The organism is Psychrobacter sp. Rd 27.2, assembly GCF_001921755.1.
GTDB lineage: Bacteria > Pseudomonadota > Gammaproteobacteria > Pseudomonadales > Moraxellaceae > Psychrobacter > Psychrobacter celer.
The window spans coordinates 153,438-167,987 of record NZ_MRYB01000006.1 but is presented as its reverse complement, the minus strand read 5'-3'; the positions used below and the strand labels follow the sequence as shown (position 1 = coordinate 167,987).

General features: G+C 43.7%; 23 protein-coding genes and 1 other RNA gene. 8 read left to right on the top strand and 16 right to left on the bottom strand.

The window, feature by feature from the left end; all coding sequences use genetic code 11:
• Nucleotides 1–22: 22 nt before the first annotated feature.
• A complete protein-coding gene (locus BTV99_RS07305) occupies nucleotides 23–838 on the bottom strand; it encodes a response regulator (protein ID WP_075101706.1) in 816 nt (271 codons plus the stop codon).
• A gap of 311 nt (nucleotides 839–1,149) precedes the next feature.
• Here BTV99_RS07305 and BTV99_RS07300 point away from each other — a divergent pair, with 311 nt between their 5' ends.
• Nucleotides 1,150–1,821, top strand: coding sequence for an alpha/beta hydrolase (locus tag BTV99_RS07300; protein ID WP_075101705.1), 672 nt, complete (start codon nucleotides 1,150–1,152; stop codon nucleotides 1,819–1,821).
• Nucleotides 1,822–1,906: 85 nt separating this feature from the next.
• Nucleotides 1,907–2,265: a transfer-messenger RNA gene (gene ssrA, locus BTV99_RS07295) on the top strand.
• A gap of 159 nt (nucleotides 2,266–2,424) precedes the next feature.
• On the opposite strand, the gene BTV99_RS13890 is transcribed toward ssrA, so the two are convergent.
• The 15 genes from BTV99_RS13890 to BTV99_RS07230 form a co-directional block, all read right to left on the bottom strand.
• Entirely contained in the window at nucleotides 2,425–2,775 is a 351-nt protein-coding gene (locus BTV99_RS13890) for a type II toxin-antitoxin system RelE/ParE family toxin (RefSeq protein WP_075101704.1), read from the bottom strand.
• On the bottom strand, nucleotides 2,768–3,634 hold the full coding sequence (locus BTV99_RS07285; RefSeq protein WP_075101703.1) for a hypothetical protein: 867 nt from the start codon (nucleotides 3,632–3,634) through the stop codon (nucleotides 2,768–2,770). Before BTV99_RS07285 ends, BTV99_RS13890 begins: the two co-directional genes overlap by 8 nt.
• 93 nt (nucleotides 3,635–3,727) lie before the next feature.
• Nucleotides 3,728–4,099 (bottom strand): hypothetical protein, encoded by a 372-nt coding sequence (locus tag BTV99_RS07280; RefSeq protein WP_075101734.1) that lies wholly within the window; start codon nucleotides 4,097–4,099, stop codon nucleotides 3,728–3,730.
• A complete protein-coding gene (locus tag BTV99_RS07275; protein ID WP_075101702.1) occupies nucleotides 4,084–4,947 on the bottom strand; it encodes a thermonuclease family protein in 864 nt (287 codons plus the stop codon). Before BTV99_RS07275 ends, BTV99_RS07280 begins: the two co-directional genes overlap by 16 nt.
• A 2-nt stretch (nucleotides 4,948–4,949) precedes the next feature.
• Nucleotides 4,950–5,231, bottom strand: coding sequence for an excalibur calcium-binding domain-containing protein (locus tag BTV99_RS13885; RefSeq protein ID WP_083608571.1), 282 nt, complete (start codon nucleotides 5,229–5,231; stop codon nucleotides 4,950–4,952).
• Between the two features lie 283 nt (nucleotides 5,232–5,514).
• Nucleotides 5,515–6,483: a tyrosine-type recombinase/integrase gene (locus BTV99_RS07265; protein WP_256713747.1), complete on the bottom strand. Its 969-nt coding sequence runs from the start codon at nucleotides 6,481–6,483 to the stop codon at nucleotides 5,515–5,517.
• Nucleotides 6,484–6,503: 20 nt separating this feature from the next.
• On the bottom strand, nucleotides 6,504–6,872 hold the full coding sequence (locus BTV99_RS13765) for a hypothetical protein (protein ID WP_256713746.1): 369 nt from the start codon (nucleotides 6,870–6,872) through the stop codon (nucleotides 6,504–6,506).
• A gap of 2 nt (nucleotides 6,873–6,874) precedes the next feature.
• Nucleotides 6,875–7,261 carry a hypothetical protein gene (locus BTV99_RS07260; RefSeq protein ID WP_075101700.1) on the bottom strand — a complete coding sequence of 129 codons (387 nt, stop codon included), beginning with the start codon at nucleotides 7,259–7,261 and terminating at the stop codon, nucleotides 6,875–6,877.
• A complete protein-coding gene (locus BTV99_RS07255; RefSeq protein ID WP_075101699.1) occupies nucleotides 7,245–7,805 on the bottom strand; it encodes a hypothetical protein in 561 nt (186 codons plus the stop codon). The genes BTV99_RS07260 and BTV99_RS07255 overlap by 17 nt, the downstream gene beginning before the upstream one ends.
• Before the next feature lie 17 nt (nucleotides 7,806–7,822).
• Nucleotides 7,823–7,999, bottom strand: coding sequence for a TraR/DksA C4-type zinc finger protein (locus tag BTV99_RS07250; RefSeq protein ID WP_256713749.1), 177 nt, complete (start codon nucleotides 7,997–7,999; stop codon nucleotides 7,823–7,825).
• A 37-nt stretch (nucleotides 8,000–8,036) separates the two neighbouring features.
• Nucleotides 8,037–8,171: a hypothetical protein gene (locus tag BTV99_RS13760; protein WP_256713745.1), complete on the bottom strand. Its 135-nt coding sequence runs from the start codon at nucleotides 8,169–8,171 to the stop codon at nucleotides 8,037–8,039.
• A complete protein-coding gene (locus BTV99_RS07245; protein WP_075101697.1) occupies nucleotides 8,158–8,868 on the bottom strand; it encodes an HNH endonuclease in 711 nt (236 codons plus the stop codon). Before BTV99_RS07245 ends, BTV99_RS13760 begins: the two co-directional genes overlap by 14 nt.
• On the bottom strand, nucleotides 8,861–9,142 hold the full coding sequence (locus BTV99_RS07240) for a hypothetical protein (protein ID WP_075101696.1): 282 nt from the start codon (nucleotides 9,140–9,142) through the stop codon (nucleotides 8,861–8,863). The genes BTV99_RS07245 and BTV99_RS07240 overlap by 8 nt, the downstream gene beginning before the upstream one ends.
• Nucleotides 9,142–9,432 (bottom strand): hypothetical protein, encoded by a 291-nt coding sequence (locus BTV99_RS07235; protein WP_075101695.1) that lies wholly within the window; start codon nucleotides 9,430–9,432, stop codon nucleotides 9,142–9,144. The genes BTV99_RS07240 and BTV99_RS07235 overlap by 1 nt, the downstream gene beginning before the upstream one ends.
• Nucleotides 9,433–9,591: 159 nt before the next feature.
• The gene (locus BTV99_RS07230; protein ID WP_075101694.1) at nucleotides 9,592–10,266 is read right to left on the bottom strand and encodes an XRE family transcriptional regulator; all 675 of its coding nucleotides are present in this window, start codon (nucleotides 10,264–10,266) and stop codon (nucleotides 9,592–9,594) included.
• Nucleotides 10,267–10,392: 126 nt separating this feature from the next.
• Between BTV99_RS07230 and BTV99_RS07225 the strand changes: the two genes are divergently transcribed.
• The 6 genes from BTV99_RS07225 to BTV99_RS07195 all read left to right on the top strand — a co-directional run bounded on the left by BTV99_RS07225 (nucleotide 10,393) and on the right by BTV99_RS07195 (nucleotide 14,349).
• Entirely contained in the window at nucleotides 10,393–10,575 is a 183-nt protein-coding gene (locus BTV99_RS07225; RefSeq protein ID WP_075101693.1) for a hypothetical protein, read from the top strand.
• Nucleotides 10,576–10,641: 66 nt separating this feature from the next.
• Nucleotides 10,642–11,085 carry a phage regulatory CII family protein gene (locus tag BTV99_RS07220; protein ID WP_075101692.1) on the top strand — a complete coding sequence of 148 codons (444 nt, stop codon included), beginning with the start codon at nucleotides 10,642–10,644 and terminating at the stop codon, nucleotides 11,083–11,085.
• 109 nt (nucleotides 11,086–11,194) lie between these two features.
• Nucleotides 11,195–11,896, top strand: a complete 702-nt coding sequence (locus BTV99_RS07215) for a phage antirepressor KilAC domain-containing protein (protein WP_083608568.1) — start codon at nucleotides 11,195–11,197, stop codon at nucleotides 11,894–11,896.
• Entirely contained in the window at nucleotides 11,896–13,311 is a 1,416-nt protein-coding gene (locus BTV99_RS07210; protein ID WP_075101691.1) for a DUF1376 domain-containing protein, read from the top strand. The genes BTV99_RS07215 and BTV99_RS07210 overlap by 1 nt, the downstream gene beginning before the upstream one ends.
• A 367-nt stretch (nucleotides 13,312–13,678) precedes the next feature.
• Entirely contained in the window at nucleotides 13,679–14,164 is a 486-nt protein-coding gene (locus BTV99_RS07200) for a hypothetical protein (RefSeq protein WP_075101689.1), read from the top strand.
• 2 nt (nucleotides 14,165–14,166) lie between these two features.
• Nucleotides 14,167–14,349: a hypothetical protein gene (locus BTV99_RS07195; protein ID WP_075101688.1), complete on the top strand. Its 183-nt coding sequence runs from the start codon at nucleotides 14,167–14,169 to the stop codon at nucleotides 14,347–14,349.
• The last annotated feature ends 201 nt before the right edge of the window (nucleotides 14,350–14,550 follow it).

Genomic DNA, 14,550 nt, shown 5'->3' with positions numbered 1-14,550 from the left:
TAAATTGAGTATAGCGGATGAGCTAAGCTGGGCATAAGGCATACCCCAAACCGCGATGCGTGTAGATAACATCGCGGCTAGGATCGACGATCGCCAGCTGCTTACGGATGGATTTGATATGACTGTCTATCGTCCGTGCGAGGCGATGATCAGGATAGTCGCTTACCGCATTTAGCAGCTGCTCACGGCTAAAGACTTGGTTGGGCGCTTGTAATAAGGTTAATAAAATCTTACGCTCGGTATTACTCAGCTCCAGTTTTGTATCTTGCCACATCAAAGAGTAATTGAGCGGCTGGTAATGCCAGATGCCAGATTGACACTCAAAGCTCAAGGCTTGCCCTGATAGATGATGAGCAGGAGTGTTGCCAGATGAAAGGGTAGATACATGCTGATTGGCGTTCTCAGCCGCCTCAGTAACAGTCGCCGTGGCCGCTGATTGCTCAAAGAGCAGCTGCTCACGACGCCAAATGGCTTTTAGGCGTGCGACCAGCTCACGAGGGCTAAAAGGCTTGGCGCAGTAGTCATCGCCGCCCATCTCTAGTCCCAAGATACGATCAACCTCATCGCTACGCGCGGTCAAAAACACCACAGGTATATCTTTTAATCGGCCGATATCTGGTGTATGGCGTATCTGTTGACAGAGACTGAGCCCATCACCATCGGGCAGCCCAACGTCTAAAATAATAGCCGATAAATCTTGCGCCTCATTACTGTGTAGCATCGGCAATACACTACTGGCGTTATCGAGCCACGTTATCTGCCAGCCCTCACGCTTGCAAGTAACTTTGAGCGACATAGCTATCGCCGGATCGTCTTCTACCAGTAAAATATGAGTCATAAACGTAATATCTTTATTAAAGGGTGCCTGCTATATAGGGCACTGGTGATATGAGATTGAAAAATATAAATAAGGCGTCATACAGTAGTGAGCGCAGTGTTTGATATCAGTCGTACTTGCTCTGCAGCAATTGGTATCAGTTGTAGCAGAGTCTATAATTATCGTAGCACAAAAGCTTGGCTGGATTTTGTCAGTCAGTGCAAAACACTGTGAAAAATTGATGAAAATAATAGGGATAAAGGCGATACAAGCGCCATCTCAGTTCTATATTTGATGCATATTTTATGCTTTATAAAGGGAAACTAGCGATAATGAGTAAGTATCTAGACGTGGTCACCGCCGAGCACAATCCGGCGCAAAAAAAGGTAGACAGAGCGGTCATTTGGTTACATGGCTTAGGGGCCAGCGGTCATGATTTTGAGCCTGTGGTGCCGCAGCTCGGACTGGCTGACGACATGGCAGTACGGTTTATCTTTCCGCATGCGCCCAAGCGTCCTGTCACGGTCAATGGTGGGATGGTAATGCCGGCTTGGTACGATATTTTGGAGATGAGTCTTGAGCGCAAAGTTGATGTGACACAAATTGAGACATCTTCGCAGCAGATTCGCGATTTGATTGCTCGTGAGGTTGAGCGCGGCGTCAAGCCTGAACATATCGTTATCGCTGGGTTTTCGCAGGGCGGGGCGGTCGCTTATCATGTGGCACTCAGTCATCCAGAGCGCTTGGCGGGTCTGATGACGCTCTCTACCTACTTAGCAACCAATGACAATATTGAGTATAGTGCTGCCAATAGAGACCTACCGATTTTGATTGAGCATGGTACGCATGATCCAGTCGTACCCGTGATGCTAGGCGAGCAGGCGCAGCAGTTATTAGCGAGCAAAGGCTACAATGTTGAATATCATACTTATCCGATGGCACATCAAGTCTGTATGCCGCAGATTCAAAACATCGGCAAATGGCTAAACACCGTCTTGGCTTAAGATGATTCGCTGTAACGTAATGTAATAAGGGTTATGTATAGGTTGAAAAACCATCAATAAATCCTATATAATAGTCAGTCTTATTGGGGATGTTCTGGCTTCGACGCTGGTGATGAAACTTAATGATGCATGTCGAGAGTGTATGTCCTCTCGTTAATCAAACATATATTGTTATAGTCGCAAACGACGAAACTTACGCTCTAGCAGCTTAAACCCTGCTTACTGCGCTGCCGATTACCTATAGTTGGTTAGCCCAGTTGAAGCGTCCGCATATAGGTTCGCCACAAGTGATTGTCTCAATCGCTTGGGTTCAAAAGTAGAGAATCGTCCAATCCATCCTGACTGTCGGATCGGTGCGGATTAAAACCAAAGACAGAAACTAAACATGTAGATTCATGAGCGTAATGCTGGCGGACGCGGGTTCAACTCCCGCCATCTCCACCAAATATTTTAAAGAAAGTCAGTCACTTAGGTGGCTGACTTTTTTTATGACACCCTTTTGACATCATTGGCTGGCAAGAGGATGCACTGTCTTTAGTTGAAGGGCAAAGGATTATTAACTAAGTAATAAAAAACCCACCGTGGGGTGGGTTCTAGTTTTTACTACACTGAAATCTCAGTACACTCTTCTACTGAAATCTCTCGTAATCTACTAATAGCACTGTCATATACTTTGTCATCATCTCTTTTATCAACAGCCCATACGATTAGGACAACGGTTTGGCATCGCACCTCATAAACTAAACGATAGCCTGCACGTCTTAATTTAATCTTATAACAATTGAATAGCTTGCCGCGCAGTCTATTGCTATCAATAACTGGATTAAGAACTATACTGCTAAGCTTTCTTTGAAAAATTCTCCGAATACTATGATCTATTTTGTTCCATTCTTTAAGAGATTCTTTAGTTAGTAAAACCTTATAGACTTGATTACGTTCTCGGTCTTCACACATGCAGTTCTTCTCCATTCACCTCAGGAGTTAGATTGCTTGCCATGCGAGCCTCAACAAGCTCAATCAAATCATCATCATTTTCTTCATAGTAGACAAAATCTTCAGGAATATTGCTTATAGGAATGTTTATGCAAAAGACCTCAATATCGTCTGCTGCTATTTGGAAGTCTATGTCATCATGATCTAAAATAGCATTGTTGATCTCTTTATTTAACTCTATCGTTTCTTCAAGTGTCCAATGTTTGTTTGAAATTATAAGTTGTAGAGATTTAGTTCTAAACTCAATATCTAACGGTAAGGAGTATTTAAGCTTAATTGTTTTGACAACAAGCTCTAAGACTTTTTGATAAACAGATAGGTCGCCATTTTGTTTGAGGTACCAATCTATTCGCGACTGAATATTAGAGTAAATAAAATCACGCTCTTTAATATCATAGAAATCAAGAACTTTTATAAAGTCGCCACTGTTATCAAGATACATAGTACTATCTTCTATATACCGTAAAACATCTTCTTTACTTATTTTAAACTCTTTTCTCAGCAACAATTTTTCAGAATACTGCTTTAACAAAGGCCATCTACCAATTGATTTAGCAGCTCTAACCTGTGTTTGCCCAAACATTTGGTTGTAACCATTTTGTTTAATAGCTTTATCTAGAGTGATAAAAGCAAGCTCAAGTTGATTAGTATAAATATAATAGTCAGCGCGCGCGGCAGCCCCCTGTGAAGGGTCATTGCGTTCTAATGCTTTGACGGCTCTATCAAGTCTTTTTAATTTGAATACATCAAAGGTTTTTTTACCCTCTTGGGCAAACATAGTGTTAATAAACTCTACGTCACTTTGCGGCTGCAAGCTCATATTGCTTCCTATAGCTAAGTATTTCTTAATACTTCATATGATATATAAATAAGCAGTTGACAGCAATCGTTTATAAGTAAGCAGTTAGTACCTTCATACTTCACTACACGCCCTCAACCCAACCTCTACCGCCTCGCTCAAATCAGCACCTTCCTTAATGCTATAAGGCACATTCGGCTCCATACCATCGCGCTTCAGAGCATCGGCAGCGGCTTTATTAAGCGGTGTACCGATAGATGAGTCTTTACTGTAGCCCGCAGGCTCAAAGTACACCTCAATACCGGTAGGGTAATAAACACAAGATATCTCGCCTGATGTCGTAAACGGGTATGGCGTATCATGATCAGCACCCCAAAATACCTCGTGCACCACAGTATAGCCGGAAACAAACTTATGGCTTTCGTCTTGGGTAGGAGTGCAAGCAACTATGGATAGTGCTGCAGCTACAATTAACCACCAGGGCATATTGATTCGCATGGTATGCCGTCCTTATCGCCATCAATCTGCGTATTACCGCAGGCAAGCTGCTGCTGCGCTTCTACGCATGTTGTTATCTGACTACAGGTTTTCTTAATGAAGTTACTGCATATAGCGCCAGTAGGTGGCAATGGGATAATAGTGCCAGAACCATTAGACGTGCCTGCACTAGGTTTGCTATAGCACTTGCTAGCACCTTTTGATGGCAAGCGATCATTATTAAAGTTGAGATCAGAGCTGTTTTTACCGCTTCGATAGTCAGATGGCTTTATAGGATATCGGTTTACCCATAAGCCCCTACCATTTAATCGCGCCACAATTTCAGCGTTTGCATACTCAATACGGTCATAAGGTGTCTGACTACTTTGATATTCTTTATAGTGCCAGGCGGCACCTTTTTGTAATTGATTGAGATTGCAATCGACACTATTGGCAATAACTTTTCCAAGCAGCCGATCGTATTTGTCTCGCTCAGTCCATTCAATAGTGATAATGGCGCTATTGATACATTGGGCCAACTCTGCGGTACTTTCGGCACCATATTCTTGTTTCGATTCAGGTGCGTCAATACCGAGCAATCGCACACGCTCACTTTGCCCTGATGCTTGCGTTACTTCTACTGTGTCACCATCAATCGCACGCGTCCCAGTAGCATTTAGTATATTAGGTTCATAGCATTTAACACTATTACCACTGTTCGAACCAGTATTGTCATCGACGACGCCAGTAGAGCCTGTAGTGGCATCTCTCATGGCGTCAATATCATCATAGCCACCGCCGCAACTAGTAAGAGCAACAGCTGTAACTATTATGATGCTTTTAATAGATAAGTTCATGTCTAACCACCTGGGCATATTGATTCGCATGGTACGCCATCCTTGTCTCTATCCAGTCGTTTATTGCCACACTTCAATGCTAACTTAGCCTGCTCACAACTAGCCATCTGCCCACAGGTGCGCGGTAGGCTCTTGCACTGCGAACCACCAGCACCTTTAGCAAATAATGGGTGATCGACTTCGACAGACTCTTTCAAGACTGTATTACTTTGGAACGGATTCTCTACTGTCTTAATTGCAGCATTAGATGACAACGCGAAGATAGATAGCACAGAGGCTAGCATTAGTTTTTTCATGCGGAAATTACCTTTCTATTAATTATACTGACAACTATGAGTTCTTCGTGATAATAAAGAAAAAAAATATTAATCAACTTTAACTTATTAGTAATTATTGAGCAATGTAATAAACAACTATAGTTTACGATAAGCCATCAAATATAGTTGTGTAAATGCAGATGATAGGAAATTTCACGAACATCAGGATCGCATTTGAGATGCGATCCTATAAAACTCATGCAGTAGGATTAAAGGCTTTTTGATAAAACGGTGGGATGGCGAGAGGATATTAATCAGTTGTGAGCTTGGATATCTCAAGCTTATTCTGATCACCATGCAACCATCTGCCGTATCGCTTAATTAGCATTTGTAAGCTATGGCCCAATTGGTTAGCAACAAATACTGGGTTCACATCTGACATGAGCAGCATTGTGGCATAAGTGTGCCTGGCATTATATGCTGGGCGATGGCGTACTCGAGTAGACTTCATTGCTTCAATCAGCCGCATACGGGCAGGTTTTTCATTATAGAAAGGCTGGTTTGTTTCTGGACATATCATCACATAGTCATCGCTGAGCTTCATAGCGTCCAGCGCCTCAAATGCACGCTTAGAGCGGTCATTTAAATAGACTTCACGTGCAGTATGAGTCTTAGTGACTTGCTTCTCAACGCCACGTACACGACTCTTATTAATGATCACTGAGCCATTAAACCAGTCGATATCTTTCCATCTCAAAGCATAAAGCTCACTAGGACGGCATCCAGTCCAGAATGCTACTTCAAAATACCAGTAATAAAAATGGTCTTTATCTGTTAGGTTTTTATCCAACCAACCTAATAGCGCATCCATTTCAGCGCGGGTGAATGGATCCGGCAAACCTGATTGCACCTTTTTATTCTTAATCATAGCCATGGGATTATCGGCTGGCATGAGGAGTCGCAGCTCAATCGCTTTGTCAAATACACCGCGCAGTGGCACCAGACAGTTATTAAATGTCTTATCAGACTTGAAGCCGATATCAGAGATGATGTCACGAATTAGTTCGGATGTGATATCTTGTATTGGCATAAGCGCTAGCTGCGGCATCCAATGCTTATTTAGAGCGCTAATGTAATCATTTTTTGAATCATTATTGGCTTCACAGTGCTTCAGATACTTCTGGGCGACTTCTTGAAATAGAGCGCCATCACTAACAATGACGCTGTCGTCATTAACCAATTCACCTTTAGCGCTGGCAAGGTCTGCTTCTGTCAGCACACCCCATTCAGCCTTAGTGATTAAATCGCGTCTAACCTTAACGGCAGCACGGATACCCTCCGCAGAGACTGGGAGCGGTAGCGTGATTGAATAATATTTCTTTTTGCGCTTAAAGTAGACTTGGAGGCTTCCCGATCTAATCCGGACGCCTTCCGGCAACGTATATCTGCTTGTTCTGTCATCCACTGGTTATACCCTCTTATTGAGTAATATAGGTTACCACTCTGCTTCATCCAAACAACGTTTTCTGGCCACTCTCGCTTACGGTGAGTTAGCTTTTGCTCGGCAATGCCAGTCAGCGCAGCAAACTGCTTGGCATCTACCCAATCAAGGGGCGTTAGGCCCATCTGATGGAGTAGTTCTATTATGGCTTGAGATTCATTTGGCATGATTAAGCTCCCTTTTCTAGTAATTCAGGTATCGGCATCCAGTGGCTAACCATTCCCCATTTTTCGCCACCACTTTCCATGTAAAACCCATTTCCATATTTACCTAGAGCTACTCGACCTTGATAGTCACGAATCAAGTAATCACCTTTTTCGGTAGGTTGCTTAATTTTGTAATCAATCCAGCCACTAGCAAATTTAGATAATGATTGGATTAACTCAGGTATTTCAGATAGTGGTACCACAATACTGGTTGTCTGCTCATCGAGTTCACCATATGGCAATTCTCGTATGCAATTTACACCAATATAAACACCCATCCCGCACTCATTAACCATTAGCTTTTCTTGAGTATGGTTGCTTTGAGCAATGTAATTAAACAAGTGATTCATTGTTACTCTCCTTATTCAACTTCATACCCATCACAACAAAAGACCTTTCGCCATCATTGGCATACATAAAGTTTTCACCATCATTATTGGTGTGGGTGTGCAAAACAGTCTGACCCTTGGTAGACATGCCAAAAGTTGCTTCAAGCACGTATATGCGTTGAAAGGCGCTATTACCATCTTTTGCCACCAATTGACCATAGAAGCCGTTTTGCACGTAGAAGTCAGAGGCTGTTATTTCGCTGGCGGGGTTGAATGCTTTACGCGCTTTATTGATCATGACCAGCTGCGGCTTAAATCCAGAAGGTATTTCAATTTCAGTTTCGACTGGCGGTATATTATTGATCCCCAAGCTTCTTGCTATCTCGTTATAACAATAAACACCATCATCTAATTCGCATGGTGCTGCGTGCATACGATGACCATCTGTAGCGTAAGCATTGCCATTTGCAACATGGATATACTCTAGGTGAGGTCGCTCGATACATTCTTCTTTTAATGCCAAACACAGCCAATTAAAATCATCTTCTTTAATAAATGCTTCCATAAGTATCTCCACCCTTATTACTTATAACCGTGATTCCAAAATCTTACCGAGCTTTCATGGTGCTTTTGGCAGTCTACGCAACGCCTTACGCCACCAATGGCGCGTCGCTTGCTTGGTATTTCTTCACCGCATGATATGCACTCAGGAAGCGAAGGAACATCGAATACCGGCAAAACCCTAAGACGAGCAGTCATTTCAGCATCTATGCGCTCACCAGCGCGATCAATATCATCAGCCATCTTGTTTACTCTCCACGTTACTGCCACAGATAGGGCAGGTATTTGCTGGCACGTCCATGTTTAGCTCAGTTTCGAGCAGTTCAAGCGCCAACGCTTCCATTTCTTGCGGGGATTTATAGTCGTTCACAGCGATAATCCTTTTTGGTTCTTTTTGTCTGTTGGGATTTGACGTAATCTCTGACCAGGGCATTAAGTGACTCGGTCAACATAATGGCTTTGTTTAAATCAGGATTGTCAGTATTAGCAGGGTTGTTGTGATTGATAGTGACGCTTATCGTTTCACGTACGCACACTAGGTTATCGATATCAACGTTATCGACATTGCCATCAGCAAACAAAATCATAAATCCTTCAGGCACCTTTTTGCTGTGGTGCCGTTCCCAAACAAACCGATGCAACGATTGCCATTCCGATTTACTGATCTTTATGTTCAAAAACTTACCATGGCGGCTTATATGGCCAATTGGTTTGCGGTTACGTATTAAGTCATCCATCCAAAGCCCTTTGCGTCTGCAGTAACCGTTCATCTGAGTAACAGAGATGGCTTTGCCAAACCGCTCGTTAAACTTTGCTGTCAACTCACCGCGGGGCGTGTTGGCCTGATGTTTGGCTATCCACTGCAACTCATCGCCATTGTTTATCATGGTGCGGATAACTCTTTTTAGGCCCATGCGCTTGGTGTAGCTTCGAACTTGCTCTGTGGTTAAGTTAAGACCAAAATCAGCATTTAGCATGGCTGCTAGTTTGGCGCGGGTGATATGAGCTTGGTGCTTTACCATGAAGTCATGCTGCGCTGGCGTGACACTCCATCTTTTGCTACTCATTACGATCACCGTTTCTGCTTTGTAGCGCTTTACTTGGCGTGCCGACACTTAGTATCTCATCACTAACGTGCACTTCCGCGCCTGTTTGATGAGCAAACTTGCCAGCATCCAAGCTCAACCGATAGATATCAACGACTTGCTTGCTGACCGCGGTTAGCTGGCGTGTCTGCTCATTGATGGCTTTTAACTCTTCGCTTGAAGGGCTGTCGGACATAATGTTGTCCATCTGCATATCAAGGTTTTTTAAGAGCTTGTTTAAAGTATGGCTGCTCATTAATCTCTCCCATAAGCATTAGAGATAAAAAGATTGGCATGCTTTGCTGTGCCTGCCTGCTCAGATGCCTCATAGACTTCTTCGTCAAACCCATTCATAGGGTCGGTGACGTAATGTTCGTCATCGCTGGCTAGGTACGCCTTGTGTTCGGCAATCATCGCCTCATGGCCTGCCTGCGCGCGGTCAAACGCTTGGTTGATGTGTTGCGCGCCAGCCGTTGCTGCTGTCATACCAAGCGCTAACAATGTGATGGTGCCGATGCTGGCTAGTAAATCTTTGATTGAGTCCATAATGATTACTCTGTGTCGTTGTGATACGTTTAATATTAAACATAATGTTTAAGAGTGTCAATGTATTATTAAACAAAATGTTGAAATGCTTTAAACGTTAAGAGTTTTAGACACAAAAAAACCGCCTTGAGAGGCGGTTTTTTTGTGTTTAGTCTTTAATTAATCGTAGGTAATAAGTCTTGCTACTACTTTACCCAACACTTCATAGGTGTCATCTAATCTTATTATTGTCTGATCAACCCAATCAGGATTGTATGGTCTTATATATTTCTCATCAGATGAGTCGCCTGTAAGTAGCTGTCTCAACATAGCGTCTGTCGTCCCATGCTTCCTCACAACGATAAAATCGCTATCTTTAAGCTCTTCCATCGATATCTTTACATCGACGAAAATCATGTCGTCAGGGTTAAATTCAGGCGCCATGCTTTGATTTAGTATAGTTAAGCATATACTCCATTCTGGCACATTGCTTGGCCGCATCACAAACTCTAAAGCGTTGTCGAAGGATCCTATTATTTCAAAATCCCAATCAAGCAGCGGTACCAGATAATGGAACATATCGACATCTTCGGCAGCGGCCGGATCCTCGCATACTTCGGACACGTCGGTAACGCGCATGACTGTATCAAGATAACGTTGCTTATCACCCCTTAAAATCCAATCGACACTACAGTTAAACTCTTGAGCTACTGCCATTGCTCCCGTTTTAGATATTCCGCGTTTAGACCAGTTAGTAATGCTTTGTGGCGACACGTTTATTCTTAACGCTAACGCGGACGGTTCTAGTCCAGTTAATTCAAAAACTCGCGCCATTGTTGGATGTGTTTCATTCATCTTATAAACACCTTGTTTAAATTAAATCATTAAATCAAAGAAGCAGTTGCTTTTGTTAAACGAAGGATTGACGTTATTAAACATTATGTTTACAATGTTTTAAACAAAATGATTAAAGAGAAACCTATGACTGACAAAGAGCTAATCATGAAGCTTGGTGGAGTCGTCGTCGTTGCTGAATATCTTGGCGTCACCTACCAATGTGTTTTTAACTGGCTAAGTCGCGGTATACCACCAAAGGTAAAGCTTGATTACCCAGAGGTATTTCTATCGAAGGATCCACAACCATTGGCGGTAAGAGAAACCTAGCATCTGACATAAATGATATGAAAATACAGATTTAAACAAAACGTTTTTATAAATAGGTAGGACACGATGGACGTAATCGACGCAGCACACAAGACGGTACACAACCCAAAACATGGCGGCTCAACAGCTATTGCAGCACGTATGGGTATGTCTAACACCGTACTGAACAATAAAGTAAGCCCAACATGTAGCACGCATCATCTGCGCCTTGATGAGGCAGTCACGATCATGGAATACACAGGTGACACTAGCATCATCCAAGCCATGGCTCATCGTCTGGGTGGTGTGTTTGTCCGTGTAGATGAAGAGGCGACGCAGGCAAGCATCATCATGACCGCGCTATCTACATCTGCATGCCAGGGCGACATCATGAGTGAGATGCAGCAAGCGCTAGAAGACGGACGCATTGATTGCAAAGAGCATGACGCGCTACAGACAAAGATTCAAGACGCTATGGTCGCACTGCGCACACTCAGCGTTCAAATCGCCAATCATTGTGAAGGTAAATAACATGCCAGCCACTAGTTGCCGCAGTGACACGCAAACAAAAAGCCCATCAGCGGGAACTGATGGGCTTTAGGCGTTTCTTCAAAGCAAAACTTGATAAAGGAATACTACAATGAATATTCAGACTTTGCAAACAAATAATAAAAAACGTATGTCTAGCCGTGAAATGGCAGACCTATGCAACAAGCCTCATGACAATGTATTAAAGCTAATACGCTCTTTGGTCGAAAAGGGTATCGTAAAAAATACGACACCCCATCAGTACACGCATGAGCAAAACGGCCAGCAATACACTCACTTTTTATCAGACCAGCGAGACAGCCTTGTAATTGTCGCTCGCTTATCACCTGAGTTTACCGCTGCAGTTATTGACCGCTGGCAAGAGCTAGAAGCACAAGCCAGCGCACCAGTTATCCCTGCCACCTTATCTGAAGCATTACGCCTTGCCGCCGATCAGGCCGAGCTTATCGAGAATCAGCAGTCACGCTTAGCACTTACTGAACCTAAAGCTGCAGCGTTGGATGTTATCGACTGCGCCATAGGTAGCTTAAACGTTCGAGATACTGCCAAAGCGCTTGGTATTCCACAAAACAAGTTTGTTAATTGGTGCCTGGGCCATGATTGGATGTACCGCGACAAGCGCAACAAGCTAAAGATGAGCAGCATTCGCATGAAGCAAGGCTTTATGGAAGAGCGCGCAGTGACGTATCAAGGCAACAGCAACGAGCGAGTCGCAACCACTCAGCCGCTATTCACGCCAAAGGGCCTTACGCATCTTGCTAAGACTTTTGCCATCGTTCATGAGGTGGCCTAATGCATTTCGTTAACCACAACTTCACTGATCACGACTTTGAGACAAAACACATGAGCCGCATCGAGAAGACTATTTATCTTGACTTGCGCTCTCTCTATTTATCAGAAGAAAAGCCTATCGATGGTAGCGACATGGAACTATTGCAGCGCCGCCTATCTGTCATCAGCGATGATGAAAAGCAAGCGCTGGCATTCGTACTAAAAGACAAGTTTAAAAAGGCTGGCAAATACTACAAGCGCGCTGCTTGGGACAAGATACTCAAAGATTATAAATGGGGAAATAAGAATAAAGGTAACGCAAACGGTAACGCTACCCGTAACGGTGTAACGATTGATGTAACGCAAGGTGTAACGCCAAGTAACGATGGGTGTAACGTTACATGTAACGATAATGATACGCCTATGACACCTGCAGAGCGTGTCCGTAAGTCCCGCCAAGACAAGCGTAATATGATTAACGCCCTTACTAATATAGGCGTGTCTGTCGATAAAGGTATTGGTGCTGCTGCTTTAAGAGAATTACATGCTAAGCATATCGATGCTATCAAACAGTGTCACGCTAGTAACGTTACAAACGATGTAACGCAAACTGTAACGCCAAGTAACGATGACTGTAACGCCGGTAACGCCAAAAACGCTGCTATAACTAAGAACCATAAACCACTAACCAATAACCATAAACCAGTTAGTGAGAGCGCACACACAAACACAGGCGAGGCGGTTGTGGAAAATTTCAATCATGGCTCTGTGGCTAACTCTACTGACAACAATCAATCATCAGCCAACCAGCCAGCACCAGTTGCACCAGCACACCCAACTCAGTCAACAGCTAATCAGCAACCGACCACGGCTGAATTAATCCGCAGTCAACACGCAGACAGCATCGAAAACTGGGAAGCACCAACCATTGATCAGATGCGTGGTGAGTTGTTCAAAGCGGGCAAGATGATAAAGCTGACCGATGATCAGTATCAGTTTGAAATCTCAGCATTCAAAGCTCATTACGCTGAGCAAGCGCTCAAAGGCAATCCACTGACCACAGAGTCTTATCGCAAAGTTAAGCTCGTAAAGTGGATGATACGCGAAGCAAACAATCAAAAAGCCGATCAAGCGCGCCAGGAAAAAGCCAAGGGCCGTTTTAATATCGACAATGAAGATTGGAGTAACAGCGCTGGCAAGTCGTCTAACGGTTATGACAGCGACTTACCTGATGTGTTTCATCCGAGCCATAGCCAGCCAGTACAGGCCAAGATAGACCCGAGCAAGTGCTGCATATTTAACGGCCTACGCAAAGAGCCGCTGCCAAACATGGATATTGCTGAAACCTATGAGTATGTGGCTCAGCATAAGATGCCTGGCGAATCAGCAGATGAAACCTATGACAGAGTGTTAAACCAGTTGCAGGAGGCGGTATGAGTGGTTTCATGACTAATTTTGAAATCAAGCTCAAAGCATTACGTTACATTGCTGCCAGTTACCCCTGCTGGGTTAGCCGTAAGGAGCTGTCAGGAATACTAAATGGCACAATCAGAACACACCAGAGAACGCTACAGGAGTTGGTTAGGTTGGGTTATTTGGAGTGTGATAGGAGTAATCCAGTAGGGTATCGACTGATCAAAGGTAAGTTTAAGGAGTTTCAGGGTTTATGAAAAACATCTACAACAACAAGCAGATACAAAAACAGGAATGGATTAAGACCAATACTGTTGTCATCACATACACAGACGGCACTAAAGAAACCATGAGCCGCCAGACGTTTAATCAAATTATTAGGGGCTGAGTAATGATCTTAATCGGTATCGATACAGGCGTCAAAACAGGTTTTGCTCATAGCATCGACGGTGTACTGCAAGAAGTGTCTACTCAAAGCATTCTAAGCGCCCAAGACAAGGTTTATAAAACGTTTGAAGAGGCGCAAGCGTCGGATATTAAGTTCGTCGTCTGTATTGAGGATGTGCGTAAGCGTAAGTGGGTAGATCCTCGCATCGGCAAGGAGCGCATGAAGGGTGTTGGCTCGGTCACACGTGATTGTAGTATTTGGCAAGAGTTTTGCGAGCGCTACGATATTCCACATCTCTTGGTTGCGCCAGCTAGCATTGATACTAAGCGCAGCGCTAAAGACTTCAAGATGATTACCGGCTGGCATGGTCGTACATCTGAGCATAGCCGTGACGCTGGCATGATGATTTATAAATACCACAGGCTAATTAATAAAGGCGTGGTCGACGTGCCAGCGCCAAAGCCGATTAAAAAGAAAGGGAGTAAGTGATTATGGACTGGAAATATTGGCCAGAGTGTTTTCATGCGCTGCTAGCGATGATTTATAACGTGGTATTGGTGTTGGCTGTGTCATTCACTGTGCTTGAGCTATATAAGCTATCAGGTTCACTTTTATCGTTACTTGGGTTCGTAGCGCTGCTGATGGTTATGAAGCCAGGGTTTAAACGAGATTAAAGGCAGGGCGATGTGAAGCAAGTATTGTCAGTACGGTTTATTTCGAAAGTTGGAATTGAGGATAGTGTAATGAGCAAGATAAAGGATAGCAGCAGAATTATCGCAATGCTTAAGCAACAGACCCATGGTATATGCAACCCATTCGAGTTTAAAGGCCAGGGTTATATCCCGCATAAACCACGCAATAATCGTAAAACTAAG

What these genes read in the sequence shown, in the direction of transcription:
- BTV99_RS07305 (WP_075101706.1), bottom strand. Translation starts at nt 838, where the DNA reads ATGACTCATATTTTACTGGTAGAAGACGATCCGGCGATAGCTATGTCG.
- BTV99_RS07300 (WP_075101705.1), top strand. Translation starts at nt 1,150, where the DNA reads ATGAGTAAGTATCTAGACGTGGTCACCGCCGAGCACAATCCGGCGCAA.
- BTV99_RS13890 (WP_075101704.1), bottom strand. Translation starts at nt 2,775, where the DNA reads ATGTGTGAAGACCGAGAACGTAATCAAGTCTATAAGGTTTTACTAACT.
- BTV99_RS07285 (WP_075101703.1), bottom strand. Translation starts at nt 3,634, where the DNA reads ATGAGCTTGCAGCCGCAAAGTGACGTAGAGTTTATTAACACTATGTTT.
- BTV99_RS07280 (WP_075101734.1), bottom strand. Translation starts at nt 4,099, where the DNA reads ATGCCCTGGTGGTTAATTGTAGCTGCAGCACTATCCATAGTTGCTTGC.
- BTV99_RS07275 (WP_075101702.1), bottom strand. Translation starts at nt 4,947, where the DNA reads ATGAACTTATCTATTAAAAGCATCATAATAGTTACAGCTGTTGCTCTT.
- BTV99_RS13885 (WP_083608571.1), bottom strand. Translation starts at nt 5,231, where the DNA reads ATGCTAGCCTCTGTGCTATCTATCTTCGCGTTGTCATCTAATGCTGCA.
- BTV99_RS13765 (WP_256713746.1), bottom strand. Translation starts at nt 6,872, where the DNA reads ATGCCAAATGAATCTCAAGCCATAATAGAACTACTCCATCAGATGGGC.
- BTV99_RS07260 (WP_075101700.1), bottom strand. Translation starts at nt 7,261, where the DNA reads ATGAATCACTTGTTTAATTACATTGCTCAAAGCAACCATACTCAAGAA.
- BTV99_RS07255 (WP_075101699.1), bottom strand. Translation starts at nt 7,805, where the DNA reads ATGGAAGCATTTATTAAAGAAGATGATTTTAATTGGCTGTGTTTGGCA.
- BTV99_RS07250 (WP_256713749.1), bottom strand. Translation starts at nt 7,999, where the DNA reads ATGACTGCTCGTCTTAGGGTTTTGCCGGTATTCGATGTTCCTTCGCTT.
- BTV99_RS07245 (WP_075101697.1), bottom strand. Translation starts at nt 8,868, where the DNA reads ATGAGTAGCAAAAGATGGAGTGTCACGCCAGCGCAGCATGACTTCATG.
- BTV99_RS07240 (WP_075101696.1), bottom strand. Translation starts at nt 9,142, where the DNA reads ATGAGCAGCCATACTTTAAACAAGCTCTTAAAAAACCTTGATATGCAG.
- BTV99_RS07235 (WP_075101695.1), bottom strand. Translation starts at nt 9,432, where the DNA reads ATGGACTCAATCAAAGATTTACTAGCCAGCATCGGCACCATCACATTG.
- BTV99_RS07230 (WP_075101694.1), bottom strand. Translation starts at nt 10,266, where the DNA reads ATGAATGAAACACATCCAACAATGGCGCGAGTTTTTGAATTAACTGGA.
- BTV99_RS07225 (WP_075101693.1), top strand. Translation starts at nt 10,393, where the DNA reads ATGACTGACAAAGAGCTAATCATGAAGCTTGGTGGAGTCGTCGTCGTT.
- BTV99_RS07220 (WP_075101692.1), top strand. Translation starts at nt 10,642, where the DNA reads ATGGACGTAATCGACGCAGCACACAAGACGGTACACAACCCAAAACAT.
- BTV99_RS07215 (WP_083608568.1), top strand. Translation starts at nt 11,195, where the DNA reads ATGAATATTCAGACTTTGCAAACAAATAATAAAAAACGTATGTCTAGC.
- BTV99_RS07210 (WP_075101691.1), top strand. Translation starts at nt 11,896, where the DNA reads ATGCATTTCGTTAACCACAACTTCACTGATCACGACTTTGAGACAAAA.
- BTV99_RS07200 (WP_075101689.1), top strand. Translation starts at nt 13,679, where the DNA reads ATGATCTTAATCGGTATCGATACAGGCGTCAAAACAGGTTTTGCTCAT.
- BTV99_RS07195 (WP_075101688.1), top strand. Translation starts at nt 14,167, where the DNA reads ATGGACTGGAAATATTGGCCAGAGTGTTTTCATGCGCTGCTAGCGATG.